Annotated in this window: 20 protein-coding genes; 7 read left to right on the top strand and 13 right to left on the bottom strand. The window is 73.6% G+C overall.

Annotated features, from left to right (window positions below; translation table 11 throughout):
* Positions 1-39 precede the first annotated feature (39 nt).
* From LG634_RS19140 to sigE, 5 genes are all read right to left on the bottom strand, one after another.
* On the bottom strand, positions 40-789 hold the full coding sequence (locus LG634_RS19140) for a hypothetical protein (RefSeq protein ID WP_372482456.1): 750 nt from the start codon (positions 787-789) through the stop codon (positions 40-42).
* A 207-nt stretch (positions 790-996) separates the two neighbouring features.
* A complete protein-coding gene (locus tag LG634_RS19135) occupies positions 997-1,419 on the bottom strand; it encodes a sec-independent translocase (protein ID WP_226735103.1) in 423 nt (140 codons plus the stop codon).
* A 104-nt stretch (positions 1,420-1,523) separates the two neighbouring features.
* On the bottom strand, positions 1,524-2,894 hold the full coding sequence (locus tag LG634_RS19130) for a S1C family serine protease (RefSeq protein WP_226735102.1): 1,371 nt from the start codon (positions 2,892-2,894) through the stop codon (positions 1,524-1,526).
* Between the two features lie 354 nt (positions 2,895-3,248).
* A complete protein-coding gene (locus LG634_RS19125) occupies positions 3,249-3,854 on the bottom strand; it encodes an anti-sigma factor family protein (protein ID WP_226735085.1) in 606 nt (201 codons plus the stop codon).
* Positions 3,851-4,615, bottom strand: a complete 765-nt coding sequence (sigE, locus tag LG634_RS19120; protein ID WP_226735084.1) for an RNA polymerase sigma factor SigE — start codon at positions 4,613-4,615, stop codon at positions 3,851-3,853. The genes LG634_RS19125 and sigE overlap by 4 nt, the downstream gene beginning before the upstream one ends.
* 156 nt (positions 4,616-4,771) lie before the next feature.
* On the opposite strand from sigE, the gene LG634_RS19115 reads away from it, so the two are divergent.
* Positions 4,772-5,434, top strand: a complete 663-nt coding sequence (locus LG634_RS19115; protein WP_226735083.1) for an O-methyltransferase — start codon at positions 4,772-4,774, stop codon at positions 5,432-5,434.
* A gap of 91 nt (positions 5,435-5,525) precedes the next feature.
* On the opposite strand, the gene LG634_RS19110 is transcribed toward LG634_RS19115, so the two are convergent.
* Complete coding sequence (locus tag LG634_RS19110) at positions 5,526-5,693, bottom strand: DUF3117 domain-containing protein (protein ID WP_226735082.1); 168 nt, start codon at positions 5,691-5,693, stop codon at positions 5,526-5,528.
* A 333-nt stretch (positions 5,694-6,026) separates the two neighbouring features.
* On the opposite strand from LG634_RS19110, the gene chcB reads away from it, so the two are divergent.
* Positions 6,027-6,827, top strand: a complete 801-nt coding sequence (gene chcB, locus LG634_RS19105) for a 2-cyclohexenylcarbonyl CoA isomerase (RefSeq protein WP_226735081.1) — start codon at positions 6,027-6,029, stop codon at positions 6,825-6,827.
* A gap of 104 nt (positions 6,828-6,931) precedes the next feature.
* On the opposite strand, the gene LG634_RS19100 is transcribed toward chcB, so the two are convergent.
* Both LG634_RS19100 and LG634_RS38475 read right to left on the bottom strand, forming a co-directional pair.
* Positions 6,932-7,549 carry a DNA-3-methyladenine glycosylase I gene (locus tag LG634_RS19100; RefSeq protein ID WP_226735080.1) on the bottom strand — a complete coding sequence of 206 codons (618 nt, stop codon included), beginning with the start codon at positions 7,547-7,549 and terminating at the stop codon, positions 6,932-6,934.
* Positions 7,546-8,088: a DivIVA domain-containing protein gene (locus tag LG634_RS38475; protein WP_372482455.1), complete on the bottom strand. Its 543-nt coding sequence runs from the start codon at positions 8,086-8,088 to the stop codon at positions 7,546-7,548. Before LG634_RS38475 ends, LG634_RS19100 begins: the two co-directional genes overlap by 4 nt.
* Before the next feature lie 126 nt (positions 8,089-8,214).
* Between LG634_RS38475 and folP the strand changes: the two genes are divergently transcribed.
* Positions 8,215-9,075 (top strand): dihydropteroate synthase, encoded by an 861-nt coding sequence (gene folP, locus LG634_RS19090; protein ID WP_226735079.1) that lies wholly within the window; start codon positions 8,215-8,217, stop codon positions 9,073-9,075.
* A gap of 104 nt (positions 9,076-9,179) precedes the next feature.
* Here folP and LG634_RS19085 read toward each other — a convergent pair whose 3' ends face one another.
* Together LG634_RS19085 and dapE are read right to left on the bottom strand one after the other, a co-directional pair.
* Complete coding sequence (locus LG634_RS19085) at positions 9,180-9,935, bottom strand: LOG family protein (RefSeq protein WP_226735078.1); 756 nt, start codon at positions 9,933-9,935, stop codon at positions 9,180-9,182.
* Positions 9,936-10,000: 65 nt separating this feature from the next.
* Entirely contained in the window at positions 10,001-11,080 is a 1,080-nt protein-coding gene (gene dapE / locus LG634_RS19080) for a succinyl-diaminopimelate desuccinylase (RefSeq protein WP_226735077.1), read from the bottom strand.
* Positions 11,081-11,158: 78 nt separating this feature from the next.
* Here dapE and LG634_RS19075 point away from each other — a divergent pair, with 78 nt between their 5' ends.
* Together LG634_RS19075 and LG634_RS19070 are read left to right on the top strand one after the other, a co-directional pair.
* Positions 11,159-12,094, top strand: a complete 936-nt coding sequence (locus LG634_RS19075) for a hypothetical protein (protein WP_308072575.1) — start codon at positions 11,159-11,161, stop codon at positions 12,092-12,094.
* A gap of 293 nt (positions 12,095-12,387) precedes the next feature.
* Complete coding sequence (locus LG634_RS19070) at positions 12,388-12,768, top strand: ATP-binding protein (protein WP_226735076.1); 381 nt, start codon at positions 12,388-12,390, stop codon at positions 12,766-12,768.
* An 89-nt stretch (positions 12,769-12,857) separates the two neighbouring features.
* Here LG634_RS19070 and dapC read toward each other — a convergent pair whose 3' ends face one another.
* Complete coding sequence (gene dapC / locus LG634_RS19065; protein ID WP_226735075.1) at positions 12,858-13,952, bottom strand: succinyldiaminopimelate transaminase; 1,095 nt, start codon at positions 13,950-13,952, stop codon at positions 12,858-12,860.
* A 107-nt stretch (positions 13,953-14,059) separates the two neighbouring features.
* A complete protein-coding gene (gene fdxA, locus LG634_RS19060) occupies positions 14,060-14,389 on the bottom strand; it encodes a ferredoxin (RefSeq protein ID WP_226735074.1) in 330 nt (109 codons plus the stop codon).
* A 117-nt stretch (positions 14,390-14,506) separates the two neighbouring features.
* On the opposite strand from fdxA, the gene LG634_RS19055 reads away from it, so the two are divergent.
* Both LG634_RS19055 and LG634_RS19050 read left to right on the top strand, forming a co-directional pair.
* The gene (locus LG634_RS19055; RefSeq protein WP_226735073.1) at positions 14,507-15,499 is read left to right on the top strand and encodes a GNAT family N-acetyltransferase; all 993 of its coding nucleotides are present in this window, start codon (positions 14,507-14,509) and stop codon (positions 15,497-15,499) included.
* Complete coding sequence (locus LG634_RS19050; RefSeq protein ID WP_226735072.1) at positions 15,496-16,311, top strand: transglutaminase family protein; 816 nt, start codon at positions 15,496-15,498, stop codon at positions 16,309-16,311. Before LG634_RS19055 ends, LG634_RS19050 begins: the two co-directional genes overlap by 4 nt.
* Before the next feature lie 72 nt (positions 16,312-16,383).
* Here LG634_RS19050 and LG634_RS19045 read toward each other — a convergent pair whose 3' ends face one another.
* On the bottom strand, positions 16,384-18,546 hold the full coding sequence (locus tag LG634_RS19045; RefSeq protein WP_443729017.1) for a peptidoglycan binding domain-containing protein: 2,163 nt from the start codon (positions 18,544-18,546) through the stop codon (positions 16,384-16,386).
* Positions 18,547-18,606 lie beyond the last annotated feature (60 nt).

The following is an 18,606-nucleotide window of genomic DNA, read 5'->3' as shown; positions in this document are numbered from 1 at the left end:
CGCCGAGCGGCACCCCGTCCGTCGTCCGGCCGGCCGCGGCTACTCGTACGCCGCGACGTCCTTCACCTCGCTGAAGGCCAGCCCGTACGCGCTCATGCCCCGCCCGTACGCCCCCAGGTGCACGCCCGATGACGTCGAGCCGGCCAGCACCCAGCCGAACTCGGACTCGCGGTAGTGGAACGGCGTCGGCACCCCGTCCACCGGCAGCGACAGCGAGGACCAGTCCGGCCCGTCGAGGTCGTCGGCCAGTTCCCAGGCGGTTTCCGTCTGCTGGTCCAGCCAGCTGCTCCGCAGGCTGTGGTCCATCTGCCCGGGCCAGGTGAAGCCCAGCAGCCCCGATCCGGCCAGCCAGGCGGCGGACGACACCGACGTGGCCTCCAGCACCCCGGTCCCGTCGCCGCTGCGCCGGTTCGGGTTGCTCGCCACGGTGATGACGACGGCGAACCGCTCGCGTTCGGCGGCGCCGGTCGCCTCGCTGCGTACGGTCGGCTCGTCGCCGTGGCCCACCGAGCCGTGCTCGACGGTGCCGTCGGCCGCGGTGCCGACCTGCATCAGCCAGCGGGGGCCCGTGAAGGCCTCGTCGAGGCCGTACCAGGGGAAGCCGGCCCGCAGGTAGCCGTCAGCGGTGCGGCGGGCCGCCGGGACGGCCGGCGCGGCGTCCGCGCCGGCCTCCGGTCCCGGCTGCGCAGGTTCCTCTTCGGGCCCGGGATGCCCGGGTGGGGATGCGGGGGCCGGCGCGGCCGCGTCCTGCGGCGGGGCCCCGTCGGGTGCCTGCGCGGGCGTGTGCACCGGTGCCTGTACGGGCGTCCCGGCCGGCGCGTCCGGTGCGATGACCGGCTGCAGTCCCTGCTGTACGCCTACCCGGCTCGTCGTCTCCATCAGTCCGGCCGCCTCTCGTTCCATGGGGTCCGGAGTGGCCCGCCCCCCTCGGGCGTCCTGGATCCGGACAGATGGAGGATAGCCATCTCACCCCGGCATGCCCGGAAGGTGGCGAAATCAGGTGGCGTCGATGTCGAAGCGGGTGCGCTCGGCGGCGGCCGGCGGAGCGGCCTTCTTCAGCAGGTCGGGGGCGGCCGCGGACTGCGGGCCGGGCTCGGGCTCGGTGCCGTTGACCGCGTCCGCGACCTCGTTCATCTCCTTGCGGAGGTCGAGGCTGCTGCGGATCTCGCGCAGGTCGTCGTTATCGGTGAGCTGCTTGCGGAGGAAGGTCTTCGGGTTCAGGTCCTCGAACTCGAAGTCCTTGAAGTCCGGGCCGAGTTCGGAGCGGATGTCGTGCTTGGCGCTGTCCGAGAACTCCCGGATCTTGCGGATGAAGCGGGAGACGTCCTGGACCACCTTGGGGAGCTTGTCCGGGCCGAAGATGAGCACGGCGAGGACGACGAGCGTCAGCAGCTCCAGTCCGCCTATGTCGTTGAACACCTGGCCGCTCCTCGGTTCCGTCATTGCAAGCCCGGTCAACGGTACCCGGCGCCCGTGACCCCTCGGTACCTCCCGGGCGCCCGATGACGGGATTCACCCGCCCGTCATGATCCGTTGGCCGAGCCGAGGACCAGCTTCACGGTCCGCTCCCGGCCGCCGCGGACGACCGTCAGGGTGAGCGGGTCGCCGGGGCGCTGGGCGCGGATCTTGATGATGAGTTCCTCGGGGGCGTGCACCCGGGTGCCGTCGACCTTGGTGATGACGTCCCCGGGGCGGATGCCCGCCTTGGCGGCGGGGCCGCCGGGGGTGACGGGCGGCTTGCCGTCCGAGCTCTCCTCGGTGCCGACGCGGGCGCCGTCGCCGTTGTAGTCCATGTCGAGAGTGACGCCGATGACGGGGTGGGTGGCCTTGCCCTTGTCGATGAGCTCCTGGGCGACCCGGCGGCCCTGGTTGATCGGGATGGCGAAGCCGAGGCCGATGCTGCCGGCCTGGCGGCCGCCGTCGCCCTCGTCGTCGTCCCCGTCGCCCGAGCCGTCGTCGGCGGAGCGGATGGCGCTGTTGATGCCGATGACGCGGCCGTGGGAGTCGAGGAGCGGGCCGCCGGAGTTGCCGGGGTTGATGGGGGCGTCGGTCTGGAGGGCGTCGACGTAGCTGATGTCGCTGCCGTCCTCGGCCTTGCCGCCGGCGGTGATGGGGCGTTCCTTGGCGCTGATGATGCCGGCGGTGACGGTGTTCGACAGCTCGAAGGGGGCGCCGATGGCGACGACCGGGTCGCCGACGTGCACGGCGTCGGAGTTGCCGAGCGGCAGGGGGCGCAGGCCGCGGACGCCCTCGACCTTGACGACTGCCAGGTCGTAGCCGGCGTCGCGGCCGACGATGCGGGCGCTCGCGGTCTCGCCGCCGCTGAAGGAGACCGTTATGCGGCCGGCCTTCACCGCGCTGTCCACGACGTGGTTGTTGGTGAGGATGTGGCCCTTGCCGTCGAGCACGAAGCCGGTGCCGGTGCCGGTGCCGCCGCCGCCCTGTACGTGCAGGGTGACCACGCCGGGCAGGGCTCGGGCGGCGATCGCCGCCACCCCGTTGCGGGGTGCGCGCTCCCCCGCCTCGTCGGAGCTGTCGAGTTCGAGGGTGGTGGTGCCGGTCTGCTCGACGTACACCCCGATGCCGCCGCCGACCGCGCCGGCGACGAGCGCGAGCAGGACGGCGGTGGTGAGAAGGGCCGGGTTGCGGCGCCGCTTGCGCGGGGGGTCGGCGAGCTGGAGGGGGGCGGCCCAGGGGTCGTGGCGGGGGGCGGGGGCGGGGGGTGCGGGTGTCGCCGGGACGGCGGCCTGTTCGGCGGGGCGGCTCCACCAGGTCGGGCCGGCGGGGGGCCGTTCCGCGGGGGCGGTGGGGGCCGGGTCCGGGGTGGTGGGGCGGCTCCACCAGGTGGGACCGGCCGCTCCGTCCGCCGATTCCCTCGGCCGGCCGTCGTTCATCTCCACTCCCCGCCACTCCTGCTCCGTGCCCTGCCGGGCACTCCGGCAGCCGATTCAACCAGGCCGCCCGCCAGAAAGTCAGCCCACCACCTCACCGGCTTCCGCCGCCCGCCGCTGCTTGAGCCGGACCGGGGCCGGCCGAGGCCGGGCCGATTCCAGCTCCGCCGGGCCGAGGGCGGCGGCGAGGCCGGAAGTTGCCGCGGAGCATCCAGCCTGCAGGCAAGGTCCGGGCCTGGGGGCCAATCGAGCCCGTCCGGCGATTGAGGACCGGGGGTGTGGGGGCGGAGCCCCTGCAAAGGGGACCCCGCTCCGCGTGGCCGACCCCGCAAGAGGCGGCATCCGCCCGTCCGGCGATCAGCGGGTGGTGGGGGTTTTCACCGGGGGGAGGCCGCTGGGGGCCGGGGTGTGGGTTACCGCGATGCCGGCGAGGGTGACGGCCGACGGGAGGGGAACGGTGCGGAAGCCCGCCTCGGTGACCGAGAGGACACCGGACCCGGCACCCGTACCGGACCGGGTCGCGGGGGTGACGGAAGCCCCGCCCTCCCCCCGCGCATTGGGATCGATCGCCGAATCCAACGGCAGCGCCCCACCCAGCGCGATAGCGGCAAGGGACACGGCCCCGGCAGCGGCGAAGGCGAACCGCCGCCCCCGCGCAGCCGGCCGCGCCACCTCGTGTATCCGGAACCCCTCCGCCGGCAGATACTCCGGCACGGAGAAGGGATCCCCGCCCGGCAGCCCCTGGAGCCGCGCGAGCAGCCCCTCGGACGGCGCCGGCTGAGCCGACTGCACGAACATGCTCTTCAGCTGCCGCTGCGCATCGGCCTCCGCCTTGCACCGCGCACACGTCGCCAGATGCGCGAGCACCCGCTCGCGCGCGTCATGGCCCAGCTCGCCGTCCACCAGCGCGGCAAGCCGGTCCCCCAGGTGCTGCTCCGCCGGTGACGGACTGACTCCGCTCACTCGCGTCCGCCCTCTCCTCCCACGGCCACCCCCGCCAGCGCCCGCTGCTCGGCCCGGGCCTGGGGAGACCGGTGCTTGAGCGCCTTGCGCAGGTGGGAACGGCCTCGGTGGATACGGCTGCGCACGGTCCCCAGCTTCACGCCGAGGGTCGCGGCGATCTCCTCGTACGACAGGCCTTCGATGTCGCAGAGCACGACCGCGGCCCGGAACTCCGGCGCCAGGGTGTCCAGCGCCTGCTGCACGTCCGCGTCGAAGTGCGTGTCGTGCAGCACCTGCTGGGGCGACGGCTCCCGGCTCGGCAGCCGCTCGGCCGCGTCCTCGGCAAGCGCGTCGAAGCGGATCCGCTGCTTGCGGCGGACCATGTCGAGGAACAGGTTCGTGGTGATCCGGTGCAGCCAGCCCTCGAACGTGCCCGGGGTGTAGGTGGACAGCGAGCGGAAGACGCGGACGAAGACCTCCTGCGTGAGGTCCTCGGCGTCGTGCTGGTTGCCCGTGAGGCGATAGGCGAGACGGTAGACCCGCGCACTGTGCGTGCTGACGATGTCCTCCCATGAGGGAGGGGTCCACGCCTGCGTGCCCGCATCTGCGGCAAAGGTCGCGGTGGTTGCGGTGGCGGTGGTGTGGAAACGGTCAGCAGTGTCAGTCACGGATTTCGGCTCACCCGCCGACCTGAAGAGGCGTCTGATCACGCCCCCACGATCCACAGGCGCAGCCGCACCTCCCCTATCGGCTCTGGTGGTGTCCAGTGGAGCCCCTACCATAGCCACCCCGTCCGTCAGCTCTGGATAAGCTTCTTTGCGTTAACTTTGCATAAAGAGGGCGGTCCTCCGAGTCCGGTGATCCCTATCGGCCCCTCTTGTCCTCTTCAACGCCCGGTCCCATCTGCGGGTTCCCGCGCCCAGCGGATACAGTCACCGTTGCGCCAACTATGGGGACAGGAGAGGGTCATTACCGGCAACCGGCAGACGAGCTGGGCGTTCGCCGACGCGTTTGTCGCCGAGGACGACGCTCTGCGGTGGGCCCGCGACCGGGCGAGGGAAACGGGCCTGCGCCCGGTGTCCCCCGGCACCGGCGCCGCGCTGCGCCTGCTCGCCGCCACCGCCGACGCGAAGGCGGTCGCCGAGATCGGCACCGGCACCGGCGTCTCCGGCATCCACCTGCTGCACGGGATGCGCCCGGACGGGGTGCTCACCACCGTCGACCCCGAGCCCGACCGGCAGGCCTTCGCCCGCCAGGCCTTCCGGGCCGCCGGCTTCGCCGGGAACCGGGCCCGCTTCATCCCCGGCCGCGCCCTGGACGTCCTGCCGCGGCTCGCGGACGGCGGGTACGACCTCGTGTTCTGCGACGGCGACCCGACCGAGTCCCTCGACTACCTCGCTGAATCGTTGCGCCTGCTGCGGCCCGGGGGCCTGGTGTGCTTCGAGGGCGTCTTCGCGGACGGCCGGACCGTCGACTCCGCCGCCCAGCCGGTGGAGGTCCTGCGGGTCCGGGAGCTGCTGCGCGCCGTCCGGGAGAGCCCGGCACTGCAGGCGGCCCTGCTGCCGGTGGGCGACGGGCTGCTGTGCGCGGTGCGGCGCTAGGACCTGTCCGTACGTACGGGCTTCCGAACGCAGCGATGCCCCGACCCTGGCGGGTCGGGGCATCGCGGAAATCCTTGTGCAGGGTGGTGCGTCAGCCGACGACGTTCTTGAGTGCGTCGGCGAGGGCACCGGCCTCGTCCGGGGTCAGTTCGACTACGAGCCGACCGCCGCCTTCGAGCGGTACGCGCATGACGATGCCCCGCCCCTCCTTGGTGACCTCGAGCGGGCCGTCGCCCGTCCGCGGCTTCATGGCCGCCATGCTCGTTCCCCTTCCTGAAACCAGCTCATCGTCAGCCGACGGCCCCATTCAGGCGCCTGGAACCCGGCATCGAACACATTGCTTCCAGGCCATTATCCCGCATGTCAGGACCCGATGACCAACATCGGCCGGGAACGCTTGCGCAACGCGCTCAGTCAAAACCACTCATTTCGGGGATCCGCCTGCGATACTTCGCCGCCACACCCGCGGCTCGGCGTACGGATTCTTTGACGCATGTCACATGTCCGGGCCCCCCGCCGTCCGCCATGCTGACCCTGTACCGGCCAGTACCGATCGCTGGCCGGGTCCGCGACGGAGGGGACACCACCTGCCATGGCCGACACCGTGCTCTACGAAGTGACCGACGGGCTCGCCACCATCACGCTCAACCGTCCCGACGCGATGAACGCGCTCAACAACGACGCGAAGGCCGCGCTCCGGGACGCCCTCCGGGAGGCCGGCGGCGACGACGCGGTGCGCGCGGTGCTGCTCACGGCGACCGGGCGGGCGTTCTGCGTGGGCCAGGACCTCAAGGAGCACATCGGGGCGCTGGCCGCGGCGCGGGAGTCCGGTTCCGGGAACGCGCTGAGCACGGTGAGCGAGCACTACAACCCGATCGTGCGGGCGATCACCGAGATGCCGAAGCCGGTGGTGGCGGGGGTGAACGGGGTCGCGGCCGGTGCGGGCTTCGGGTTCGCGCTCGCCGCGGACTACCGGGTGGTGGCGGACACCGCCTCCTTCAACACGTCCTTCGCCGGGGTGGCGCTGACCGCCGACTCCGGGGTGTCGTGGACGCTGCCGCGGCTGATCGGGCAGAGCCGGGCGGCGGACCTGCTGTTCTTCCCGCGGTCGGTGTCGGCGCAGGAGGCGCTGGAGCTGGGGATCGTGAACCGGGTGGTGGCGGCCGAGGCGCTGGCCGACGAGGCGGCGGCCGTGGCGCGGCGTTTTGCGGAGGGCCCGACGGTTGCGTACGCGGCGCTGAAGGCCTCCATGGCGTTCGGGGCGGGGTCGTCCCTGTCCGAGGCGCTGGAGAAGGAGGACGAGCAGCAGACGGTGGCCGGGGCGTCCGAGGACCACGGGATTGCGGTGGCGGCGTTCCTGGCGAAGGAGAAGCCGAAGTATCTGGGGCGGTGAGTCCGCTCGTACGGGTGGGCGGGAGCGGGTGGGGGTGCCCTGCGGGGCTGTTCCCCCACCCGCCCCTTCTCCGCTTCCCGGGGCTCCGCCCCGGACCCCGCGCCTCAAACGCCGGCGGGGCTGGAGTGCGGGGCGGGGTCGGAGCCGGCTCCGCGGGACGTGCACTTCGACAGGTGGTCGTCGACCAGGCCGCAGGCCTGCATCAGGGCGTAGGCCGTGGTGGGGCCGACGAAGCGGATGCCGGACTTCTTCAGGGCCTTGGAGAGGGCGGTGGATTCCGGGGTGATGGCGGGGACGTCCGCGATGGTCCTCGGGGCGGGGCCGGGCTCCGGGGCGTGGGACCAGATCAGGGTGTCCAGGTCGCCGGGTGCCCAGGTGGCCAGCTCGCGGGCGTTCGCGAGGGTGGCCTCGATCTTGAGGCGGTTGCGGATGATGCCGGGGTCCGCGAGGAGGCGTTCGGTGTCGGACGGGCCGAACTCGGCGACCGCGGCGATCTCGAAGCCGGCGAAGGCGGTGCGGAAGCCCTCGCGGCGGCGCAGGATCGTCAGCCAGGACAGGCCTGACTGGAAGGCCTCCAGGCAGAGCCGCTCGTACAGCGCGTCGTCGCCGTGGACCGGGCGGCCCCATTCGCCGTCGTGGTAGGCGACGTAGTCCTCGGTGGCCAGCGCCCACGGGCAGCGCAGCAGCCCGTCCGGCCCGGCGACCGGCGCACCGCCGCTCATCGGCCCGGCTCCTCGCCCGTGCGGTCCCGGTACGGGTTCTCATCGTACGGCTGCTCGCCCGTGCGGTCCCGGTACGGGTTCTCGTCGTACGGCTGCTCGCCCGTGCGGTCCCGGTACGGGTTGTCGTCGGGGCGGGTGTCCTGCGGGGGTGCGTACGGGGTGTCGGGGCGGCTGAACGGGTGTCCGCCGGGCAGGTGACCGCCGTGTGGGTGAGCGGGGGGCCGGTCCTGGGGGGCCGGGGTTTTGCGGAGGCCGGGGCCGCCCGTGGTCAGGGCGTCGATGCGGGCGTCGCGTTCGGCCAGTTCCGCGCCCAGGCGGGCCAGGACCTCGTCGACCTCGGCCATGCGGTAGCCGCGGACGGCGACCGGGAGCCGCAGGGACTCCAGGTCGGCCCGGTTGACCGGGCGGTGTGCGGGCAGGGCGTCGGCTGGCTGCTCGGGCTCGGCGTCCGGGAGTACGGCTTCCTCACCGCCGCTCACCACCGCGAGCGTGACCGCGGCGACCACCACGACCAGCGCGATCAGCAAGAACCAGAACACGATCAACCAACTCCCGTGGGCCCGCGACGACTGTCCGGCACGATCGTGCCATGCGGCCGCGGCGGCGCCGACCCCAGAGGCGGCCCGTTAAGGTCGCTCACGGACGATCAGAGGAGGAAACAGGGGATGCTGCGGCTGGGCAGGCGTGAGTTCGGGCCCCACGAGCCGGTGATCATGGCGATCGTGAACCGGACCCCGGACTCCTTCTACGACCAGGGCGCGACCTTCCGCGACGAGCCCGCCCTGGACCGGGTCGAGCAGGCGGTGGCCGAGGGCGCCGCGATCATCGACATCGGCGGGGTCAAGGCGGGGCCGGGCGAGGAGGTCGACGCGGTCGAGGAGGCCCGTCGTACGGTCGGCTTCGTCGCCGAGGTGCGGCGCCGCCACCCGGACGTGGTGATCAGCGTGGACACCTGGCGGCACGAGGTGGGCGAGGCGGTCTGCGAGGCGGGCGCCGACCTGCTGAACGACGCGTGGGGCGGAGTGGACCCGAAGCTCGCGGAGGTCGCCGCCCGGTACGGCGCGGGGCTGGTGTGCACGCACGCGGGCGGGGTGGAGCCGCGTACCCGGCCGCACCGCACCGAGTACGACGACGTGATGGCGGACATCCTGCGGGTCACGGTGGGGCTGGCCGAGCGGGCCGCCGGACTGGGCGTGCGGCGGGACGCGATCATGATCGATCCGGGTCACGACTTCGGGAAGAACACCCGGCATTCGCTGGAGGCCACCCGCCGGCTCGACGAGATGGCGGACACCGGCTGGCCGGTGCTCGTGTCGCTGTCCAACAAGGACTTCGTCGGCGAAACCCTCGACAAGCCGGTCAAGGAGCGGCTGCTCGGCACGCTGGCCACCACGGCGGTGTCCGCCTGGCTGGGCGCGCAGGTGTACCGGGTGCACGAGGTGGCCGAAACCCGGCAGATCCTCGACATGGTCGCGTCGATCCGCGGGCACCGGCCGCCGGCCGTCGCCCGCCGCGGCCTGGCCTGAGCGGAGGGGCCGCCCGGACGCGTACGCGGCCCCCCCTGCCCGCCCGTACGGGCAGCGGGCGTCCGGCCGGCCTCCACGAGGCCGTACGGGCGCCCGCCGGGCCCCTACTGGCCGGTCTCCTTGGTGACCAGCGCGATGGCCTCGTCCACGTCGTCCGTGACGTGGAAGAGGTACAGGTCGCGCTCCGAGGCCTTGCCCTGGGCGACCACGGTGTTGCGCAGCCAGTCGACCAGTCCGCTCCAGTACTCCGTGCCGAAGAGCACGATCGGGAAGCGGGTGATCTTCTGGGTCTGCACCAGGGTGAGCGCCTCGAACAGCTCGTCCAGCGTGCCGAGGCCGCCCGGCAGCACCACGAAGCCCTGGCTGTACTTCACGAACATCGTCTTGCGGACGAAGAAGTACCGGAAGTTCAGCCCGAGATCGACGTGCTGGTTGAGTCCCTGCTCGAAGGGCAGCTCGATGCCGAGGCCCACCGAGATGCCCTCGGCCTCGCGGGCCCCCTTGTTCGCCGCCTCCATGGCGCCCGGGCCGCCGCCGGTGATCACCGCGAAGCCCGCCTCGACGAGCGCGCCGCCGATCCGGACGCCCGCCTCGTACTCCGGCGTGCCCGCCGGGGTGCGCGCGGAGCCGAACACGCTGATGGCGGGCGGCAGCTCGGCCAGGGTGCCGAAGCCCTCGATGAACTCCGACTGGATGCGCAGCACCCGCCAGGGATCGGTGTGCACCCACTCGGAGGGACCCGCCGAGTCCAGCAGCCGCTGGTCGGTCGTGCTGCCCGCCTGGACCTGGCCCCGCCTGCGCAGCACCGGCCCGAGCTGCTGTTCCTCGGGCCTGCGCCGCACGCTCTCGGAGTTGCCCATGATGTGCTCCCTCCTGCTGATCGTTCGGATCAGGGTAGGCACACAAGGGTGACAAGGAGGGTAATTCAGGAGGTCAGCCAGGCGCGGAGTCGTTCTTCGCAGTGCAGGATCGCGCGGGTGTCCACGCGTTCGTCGCGCTTGTGGGCGAGCAGCGCGTCGCCGGGGCCGTAGTTGACCGCCGGTACGCCGAGCCCGCTGAACCGGGAGACGTCCGTCCAGCCGAACTTCGGCATGGCGCGGCCGCCGACGGCCTCCATGAACGCCTGGGCGGCCGGGTGCGACAGGCCGGGCAGCGCGCCGCCGGAGAGGTCGTCGACGACGAACTCGACTACGCCGCAGTCCGCGAACACCTCCTCGACGTGGGCGAGCGCCTCCGCCTCCGTGCGGTCGGGTGCGTAGCGGTAGTTGACCGTCACCGTGCACTCGTCGGGGATGACGTTGTTGGCGACGCCGCCCTCGATGCGGACGGCGTTCAGGCCCTCGTGGTACTCCAGGCCGTCGATGACCGGCATGCGCGGCTCGTAGGCGGCGAGCCGGGCCAGGATCGGGCCGGCGGCGTGGATCGCGTTGGCGCCCATCCAGCTGCGGGCGGAGTGGGCGCGCTCGCCGGTGGTCTTCAGCAGCACCCGCAGGGTGCCCTGGCAGCCGCCCTCGACCTGGGCGTTGGAGGGCTCCAGCAGCACGGCGAAGTCGCCGGCCAGCCACTCGGGGTGGGCGTCGGCGAGGTGGCCGAGGCCGTTGAGGTGGGCGGCCACCTCCTCCTGGTCGTAGAAGACGAAGGTGAGGTCGCGGTTGGGTGCGGTGACGGTGGCCGCGATGCGCAGCTGGAGTGCCACTCCCGACTTCATGTCGGTGGTGCCGCAGCCCCAGAGCATGCCGTCCTCGTCGAGCCGGGAGGGCACGTTGTCCGCGATCGGGACGGTGTCGAGGTGGCCGGCGAGGATCACGCGCTCGGCGCGGCCGAGGTCGGTGCGGGCCACGATGTTGTTGCCCCGGCGGTCGACCGTGAGGTGCGGGAGGGCGCGGAGCGCCTGCTCCACGGCGTCGGCGATCACCTTCTCGTCGCCGCTCTCGGACGGGATGTCGACGAGCCGGGCGGTCAGCGCCGCGGCGTCCAGGCTGAGGTCTAGCGCTGATTCGGACATGGCCACGACCCTAACGCGCCGGACCGTCGCGAAGCCGCGGGCGTCCGCCCGGTGGACGTGTCGGGTGGCTCAAGTACGGTGGGCGGCGTGTCCGATCCCAGCCATCCTGCATCCGGCGCCCGCCGCCGCAGTGGTCGCCGCCTCCGGATCCTCGGAGCGTGCACCGTGCTGGCCGCCCTGGCCGGCTACTTCGCCGTGCAGTACGACTCGACCGGCGGCTCCGGTGCACCGCACTGCACGGTGCGGGCGGACGGCGGCGGCAGCGGCGAGGGCTCCGAGTACGAGATGTCCCCGGAGCAGGCGGGGCACGCGGCGACGATCGCGGCGGTCGGCGCGGCGAAGGGCATGCCGGAGCGGGCCGTGACGATCGCGCTGGCGACGGCGATGCAGGAGTCGGGGCTGCGCAACCTCGACCACGGCGACCGGGACTCGCTGGGCCTGTTCCAGCAGCGGCCCTCGCAGGGCTGGGGCACTCCGGCACAGATCCGGGACCCGGTGTACTCGGCGGGGATCTTCTACGACCGGCTGGCCGAGGTCCGCGGGTACGCGCGGCTGCCGCTGACGGTGGCGGCGCAGAAGGTGCAGCTGAGCGGTTTCCCGCAGGCGTACGCGAAGCACGAGCCGGACGCGGCGCTGCTGTCGGCGGCGCTCACCGGGCGGACCCCGGCGGCGCTGTCGTGCGCGGGTCCGGTCCCGCAGGAGGCGGGGGACGCGGCGCGGGTGAGGAAGGAGCTGGTGCGGGCGTTCGGGGCGGGCGGGCGCACGGCGGGCCGGACCGGGTCGGCGGGTGCCGCCGGTCCTCAGGTGGCGGACCGCGAGCTGGCGGTCCCGGTGCCGGACCTGAAGCGGGGCTGGGAGCGGGCGCACTGGGCGGTGGCGAACGCGGCCCGGCTGGACATAGCCGAGGTCGCGTACGACGGGAAGACGTGGCGCGCGGGGCAGCACGGCGGCCGCTGGCGCGCGAGCACGGCGGACCGCGACCGGGTGTCGGTGACGGTGGCCGAAAGGCGCTGAACCGGACGGCGCGTACGGAACTCCCGGGCGGGGTCGGACGGCTGTGCGGCCGGTCACCCGGGGCGGTGGTGCGGGTGCTGCGGGGGCCGGCGGTCCGCGAGGCGGTGAAAGGCCTGTTCGGCACGGTTCTGCTGCGCATCTGATGGGCTGGTCGGCGAAACCGATAATGCGATGCGTTGCCGAGTCTTTACGTTCGGGTGCCGCAACCTCTCCGGCCCCGCGGGCGGTTGTCATGGCGTACGCAGCCTGCCGGACGGTCCGTCCCGCAGGTGTACCCGACGCTTAGGAGCACCATGTCCCTCCCCCTGACCCGCCGGATCGCCCGCACCGCGCTGCTGCTCGCAGCCGGGGCAGCGCCCGTGGTCGGTGCGGCCGGTTCGGCGAGCGCGGCGGACCTCGCGCCCGTTCCGCAGCTGGACTCCGTCACCGCCCTGGACACGGCGAGCCTCGGCCAGGCGGTCGACGGCGCTGCCCGGCAGACGACCAGCACCACCGGCGCCATGGGCGGCGGCGCCGTGGCCAAGGAGCTGCCGGCCGGCCTGGCCGGCGGCGAGGTGGCCAAGACCCTGCCGGCGGCAGACACCCTGCCCGTTGCGGACACTCTGCTCGTCGCGTCCACCCTGCCGGCCGAGCTGCCCACCGGGCAGCTGCCGCTGAAGACCCCGCTGGGCTGACCCGCCGGGACGTGAACGCCGTGGGGCCCGGGAGGCGAACTCCCGGGCCCCACGTGCACGTTCTCGTCCCGGTGGCAGGACGGCCGCGGTCAGCCGAGGCGCTTGACGGCGGCCTCGATGCGCTCGTCGGTGGCGGTGAACGCCACCCGGACGAAGCGGGCGCCGGCCTCGCCGTAGAAGTCGCCGGGGGCCACCAGGATGCCGAGCCCGGCGAGGTACGCCACGGTGTCCCAGCAGGGCTCGTCGCGGGTGGCCCACAGGTACAGGCTGGCCTCGCTGTGCTCGATGCGGAATCCGTGCGCCTCCAGCGCGGTGCGCAGCGCGGTGCGGCGGGCCGCGTACCGGGCCCGCTGCTCGTCCACGTGCGCGTCGTCGCCGAGCGCGACGGCGGTGGCGGCCTGCACCGGGGCGGGCGTCATCATGCCGCCGTGCTTGCGGATCCGGAGCAGCTCGCCGAGGACGTCGGAGTCGCCGAGCACGAACGCGGCGCGGTAGCCGGCCAGGTTGGACCGCTTGGACAGCGAGTACACCGCGACCAGGCCCTCGTACGAGCCGCCGCACACGTCGGGGTGGAGGACGGAGACCGGGTCGGCCTCCCAGCCGAGCTCCAGGTAGCACTCGTCGCTGAAGACGAGGATGCCGTGCTCCCGCGCCCAGGCCACGATGCGGACCAGGTCCTCCTTGGGCAGGACCCGGCCGGTCGGGTTGGACGGCGAGTTCAGCCACAGCAGCCGGATTCCGGCCGGGTCGAGCTCGGTCGGGTCGTCGTAGACCACCGGCTCGGCGCCGCACAGCCGGGCGCCGACCTCGTACGTCGGGTAGGCGAGCCGCGGGTAGGCGACCTTGTCGCCGGGGCCCAGGCCCAGCTGGGTGGGCAGCCAGGCGACGAGCTCCTTGGAGCCGACGACCGGCAGCACGTTCTCGTGGCGGACGGACACCGCGCCGAGGCGGCGGGCGGCCCAGCCGGCGATCGCGTCGCGCAGCACCGGGGTGCCCCACACGGTCGGGTAGCCCGGGGAGTCGGCGGCGCCGGTCAGCGCCTCCTGGACCAGGCCGGGCACCGGGTCCACCGGGGTGCCGACGGAGAGGTCCACGAGGCCGTCCGGGTGGGCTGCGGCGGTCGCCTTGTAGGGCTCCAGCTTGTCCCAGGGGAAGACGGGAAGACGGGACGATACTGCGGCCACGGTGTGGTGCTCCCTGTTCTCGTGCGCGCTCGCGGTGGGTGCGGGCGGGTGGGGAAACGCCTCGGCCCGGCACGGCTTGGAGCCGTCCCGGGCCGGGGCGCAGAAACTCAGTGCTCCGGGTTGATGTCCGCCGGGAGCGCCGCGATGAAGGGGTGGTCGCGCTCGATGAGACCGAGCTTGGAGGCACCACCGGGCGAGCCGAGCTCGTCGAAGAACTCGACGTTCGCCTTGTAGTAGTCCTTCCACTCCTCCGGAGTGTCGTCCTCGTAGAAGATCGCCTCGACCGGGCAGACCGGCTCACAGGCGCCGCAGTCGACGCACTCGTCCGGGTGGATGTACAAGGACCGCTGGCCCTCGTAGATACAGTCGACGGGGCACTCCTCGATGCACGCCTTGTCCTTGACGTCGACACAAGGCTGCGCGATGACGTAGGTCACGCTCTCGTTCCTCCTCGGTAGGGCTTTCCATATCGCGCGGGAGCGCGGCGTCGTCGATGCCCGCACCTAGTATCTCCGTTCCCGGGCACGATCCGAACAGGAGGGGCGTAGAGAGCCGTGGAAATCACCGCCGGTGGCCGTCTGGAAGTCCGTATCACCCGGGATGACGTGGGAAAACGTGTCTCTGTACGACGTGTCAGCCCGGTCGAGGACCGGTCGAGCGCGTTCACTGACACGGTCGGCGTTCTCACATCCTGGGACCAGGGTGTGCTGCTGATCACACGGAAGGACGGGGAATCCGTCCGCATCCCGGAATCCTCGCTGGTCGCGGGCAAGGTCGTGCCCGCCGCGCCGGCCCGGCGGCGGGGTCCCGCGGCCGGGTTCGCGGAGCTCACGCGGATCGCCGCGCGGGCCTGGGTGCCGGTGGAGAGCGAGCCGCTGGGCGACTGGACGCTGCGTGCGTCCGGCGGCTTCACCCGGCGCGCCAACTCGGCGCTGGCGCTGGGCGACCCGGGGGTGCCGCTCGACGAAGCACTCGCGCGAGTGACGGCCTGGTACGCGGAACACAACCTTCCGGCGTATGTGCAGGCCGGGACCGGGGCCGAGGGCGCGCAGGAGCTGCTGTGCGCGGAGCTGGAGGCGCGCGGCTGGGCGCGCGAGGTGTCGGCCGAGGTGCGGATCGCGGCGCTGGCCCCGATCGGCGACGTCGCCGCGGACGTCTCGCGGGTCGGACTCTCCCGGACGTGCGACGCGGCCTGGCTGGACCGCTACCAGCGGACCGGCGTCCCGCGGCCCGAGGTGGCGCAGGTGCTGTCGGCGGGCCCGTCGGTGTGGTTCGCGCGCGTCGAGGAGGCGGGGGCGACGGCGGCGATCGGGCGGCTGGTGGTGGACGGCCGGTGGGCCGGGTTCGCGGCCGTCGAGGTGGCGCCGGAGTTCCGGCGGCAGGGTCTGGCGACGGCGGTGATGGCGGCGCTGGCCCGGCAGGCGCTGGCGGAGGGGGCGTCGGCGGCCTGGCTGCAGGTCGAGACGGACAATGCGGGGGCGCGCGGCCTGTACGACGGGCTGGGCTTCGCCACGCACCACACGTACCACCACTTCCGGGCGTCGTGAGCTTCCGGGAACGGTTCGCGGAGGAGGCCCGGGCGGAGCGCCCGGACCTGGCGCTGCTGTGCCTGCTGCTGGCGGCGGAAGCGGATCCGGAACTCGACGAACGGGCCGTGGACGAGGCGGAGACAGAGCTGGACCGGCTGGCGGGGATGCTGCCGTACGGGCTGCGGTCGGGGACCGAGTGGGCCTCGGCGGTGGCACAGCTGCTGGGTGAGCGGTGCGGGTTCCACGGTGTGCCGGCGGAGTACGAGCGGCTGGAGTCGTCGCTGCTGCACGAGGTGCTGCGGCGGCGGCGCGGGCTGCCGATCCTGCTGTCGGTGGTGTGGATCGAGGTGGCGCGGCGGGCCGGGGCGCCGGTGTACGGGGTGGCGCTGCCGGGGCATTTCGTGGTCGGGTTCGGGGATCCGGCGGAGCGGGTGCTGGCGGATCCGTTCGCGGGTGGCCGGCCGCTGAGCGGAACGGATGCGGAACTGATGGTCGTGAGCGCGACGGGTTCGCCGCTGGATCCGGGCCTGCTGGAGCCGGCGCGGCCGCTGGAGATCGTGCACCGGATCCTGAACAACATCCGGGCGTGGGCGGCCGCGCGGCCGGAGCAGTCCGCGGTGCACCTGTGGTCCCTGGAGCTGGCGCTGCTGATTCCCTCGCATCCTGCGCGGCTGCGGTACGAGCGGGCGCGGGTGCTGGTGCAGCGGGGGGACTTCCTCCGGGGGGCGGCCGAGATGGACTCCTACGCGGAGGTCATGGCCGCCATCGATCCTCCGGCAGCGGCCGGCATCCGCCACGAGGCCGCCGCCGCCCGGGCCATGCTGAACTGACCCCGGCCCCGAAGACCGGGAGGCACACCCTGGCGGGGCCGGAACGCGCCCCGCCAGGGTGTGAGGCGTCGGTCAGCCGACGTTGGTCTCGATCGTGCCGACCCGCTCCGCTTCCGTCTTGCCGCGGAGGGCCTTGCCGAGGACACCGGCGACGTCCTGGGGGGTGACCGGGGTCTTCTCCCCGGTGCCGCGGGTGATCAGGACACCCGCGAACGTGTCCCCGTACAGCTCCTTGATCGCTTCGAGGTCGTACGTCTCGACCAGCTTGCCGTCGACGGCCTTCATGCCGAGGATCTTCGGCAGGGACCGGCCGGGACCGAACGGGATGGACTTCCCGCCCGCCACGATCTTCACGTTCGCGGACATCGCCGGCTTGGCGAACTCCTCCATCGCCCGGTCCAGCTCCGCCTGGTCGATGACCGGCTCGCGGGTGGTGACCGGGAGTTCGACGACCTTCGCGGAACCGGTCTCGATCTGCTGCCGGTACGCCTGCTTGACCGCGTCCACGGCCCGCTCGACGTCGAGGCCCTTGCCGGCCTTGCCCGGCACCGCGGTGACCTTGTTCGGCTCGAACTTGATCGTGCCCTCGACCACGCTGCCCGCACTGCCGGCGAGCGTCTGCAGGGCGGCCCGCAGCTTCTCCTCGTCGACGGGGATCTGCGCCTCGGCCGTCCGCGCGTCGCCGAACAGCGAGCCGATGACCGAGACCGGGTTGTAGTCGCTGGTGGCGGCACCCCGGACGGTGGCCTGGGTGTCCAGGCGCAGTCCGGCCTTCTCCGGCTTGAGCTCGACCTGCTTGCCGTCGACGCTCAGCTGCAGCGGATCGGTGGCCCGCTGGCCGAACGCCCGGTCGAGGGTGCTCAGCGCCTCGTCGCGGGTGCCGCCGATGTCCACGCCGAGGACGGTGGTGCCCTTGGGCACGTCGGAGTGGTTCAGCAGCAGGCCGGCGCCGTAGGCGACGCCGAGCAGCGCGGCCGCGCCGGTGCACACGAGCAGCAGCTTGGAGCGCTTGCGCACGCCGCCCTTCTTGGGCTCGGGCGCGGGGCGCTGCGGCGGCGCGACCTGCTCCTCGCCGGGCATCGGCATCGGGGCCATGGGGCCGGCCGGTCCGCCGGGGAAGGCCTGGGCCTGCGGCGGCGGGGCCTGCATGCCGCGAGCGGCCGGGGCCTCCGGGGCCATCTCGGGGCCGGGCCACTGGCGCAGCGCGGTGGTGTCGTCGTCGTGCCGGGGCGGGGCCGCCACCGGCATGGTGCCGAGCGCCGGGCCGGTGGTCGGGCCGGCCGGTCCGCCCTGCCGCTCGGGTGCGTACGGCATGCCGCCCTGCGCGGGCGCACCGGGCGCCGGCGGTCCGGCGTAACCGCCCTGCGGGCCCTGGCCGTAGCCGGGCTGCGGCTGCGGGGCGGGGCGGGGCTGGCCGCCGCCGGGTCCGTACCCGGCGGCGTTGCGTGCGGCGGGTCCGCCGCCCATCGGGGCACCGCCCATCGGAGCGCCGCCGCCCATCGGAGCACCGCCCATCGGAGCACCCATCGGGGCGCCGGGACGGCCGGGCGCCCCGCTCATCGGCGCGCCCATGGGTGCGCCCTGGCCGGCGCCGCCGGTCGCGGCGGCGCCCGCACCGAAGCCCCCGCGACCGGGCGGCGCGCCCGCGCCCACCGGGCGGGTGGGCAGGCCGGCGCGCGGCGGCAGGGCCGCGGCGGGCCGCTGGCCCTGTCCGGGGCCGCCGTGCGGCCCGGATCCGTTGTTCATGTCAGTCCCCCCACTGCTGGCGGGGCCGCCTGCGGCAGCACTGCCGTCGCCCGGCCCGAGGGCGGGGCGGGCAGTGGTTGCGGGCAGGGCCGCCCCCTTGCGCGGAGCGAACCAGTTGCTCTGCTGGTCCGCTTTCGGCCCGTCGGCCGGCGCGGGAGCCGCGGACGGCTCCGCGGGCTTCGACGCCTGCGCCGCGCCGTCCGGTTCCGTGTCGTCGCCCCCGGGCACCGGCTTGCGGACGACGACCGGCGGGATCGGACGCGAACCCGGAATGTTGATCCGGATGCGCGTCGTCAGCGTGGTCTCCGTCTTGGGCTCGTCCGCTTCCGGGGAGGACGGTGAAGTCTTCGTCATGGCGTGCTCCTCCGGAGCGTCCGCCGCCGTGTCCGTCGACGGGTACTGGCGGGATCCGTACGGCGTACCCGAGGGGTAGGCGGCTCCACCGCGCCCCTGGGGCCCGGAGGACGAACTGTCAGTTTCACGACTCAAGGCAGGTTCTCCCGGTTGGCTCCGCCGCCCGTCATACCGTGCGCGGGCAGCTCGGCGGCG

The organism is Streptomyces bambusae, assembly GCF_020532645.1.
GTDB classification, from domain to species: domain Bacteria; phylum Actinomycetota; class Actinomycetes; order Streptomycetales; family Streptomycetaceae; genus Streptomyces; species Streptomyces bambusae.
This window is presented reverse-complemented; position numbering and strand designations above follow the sequence as displayed.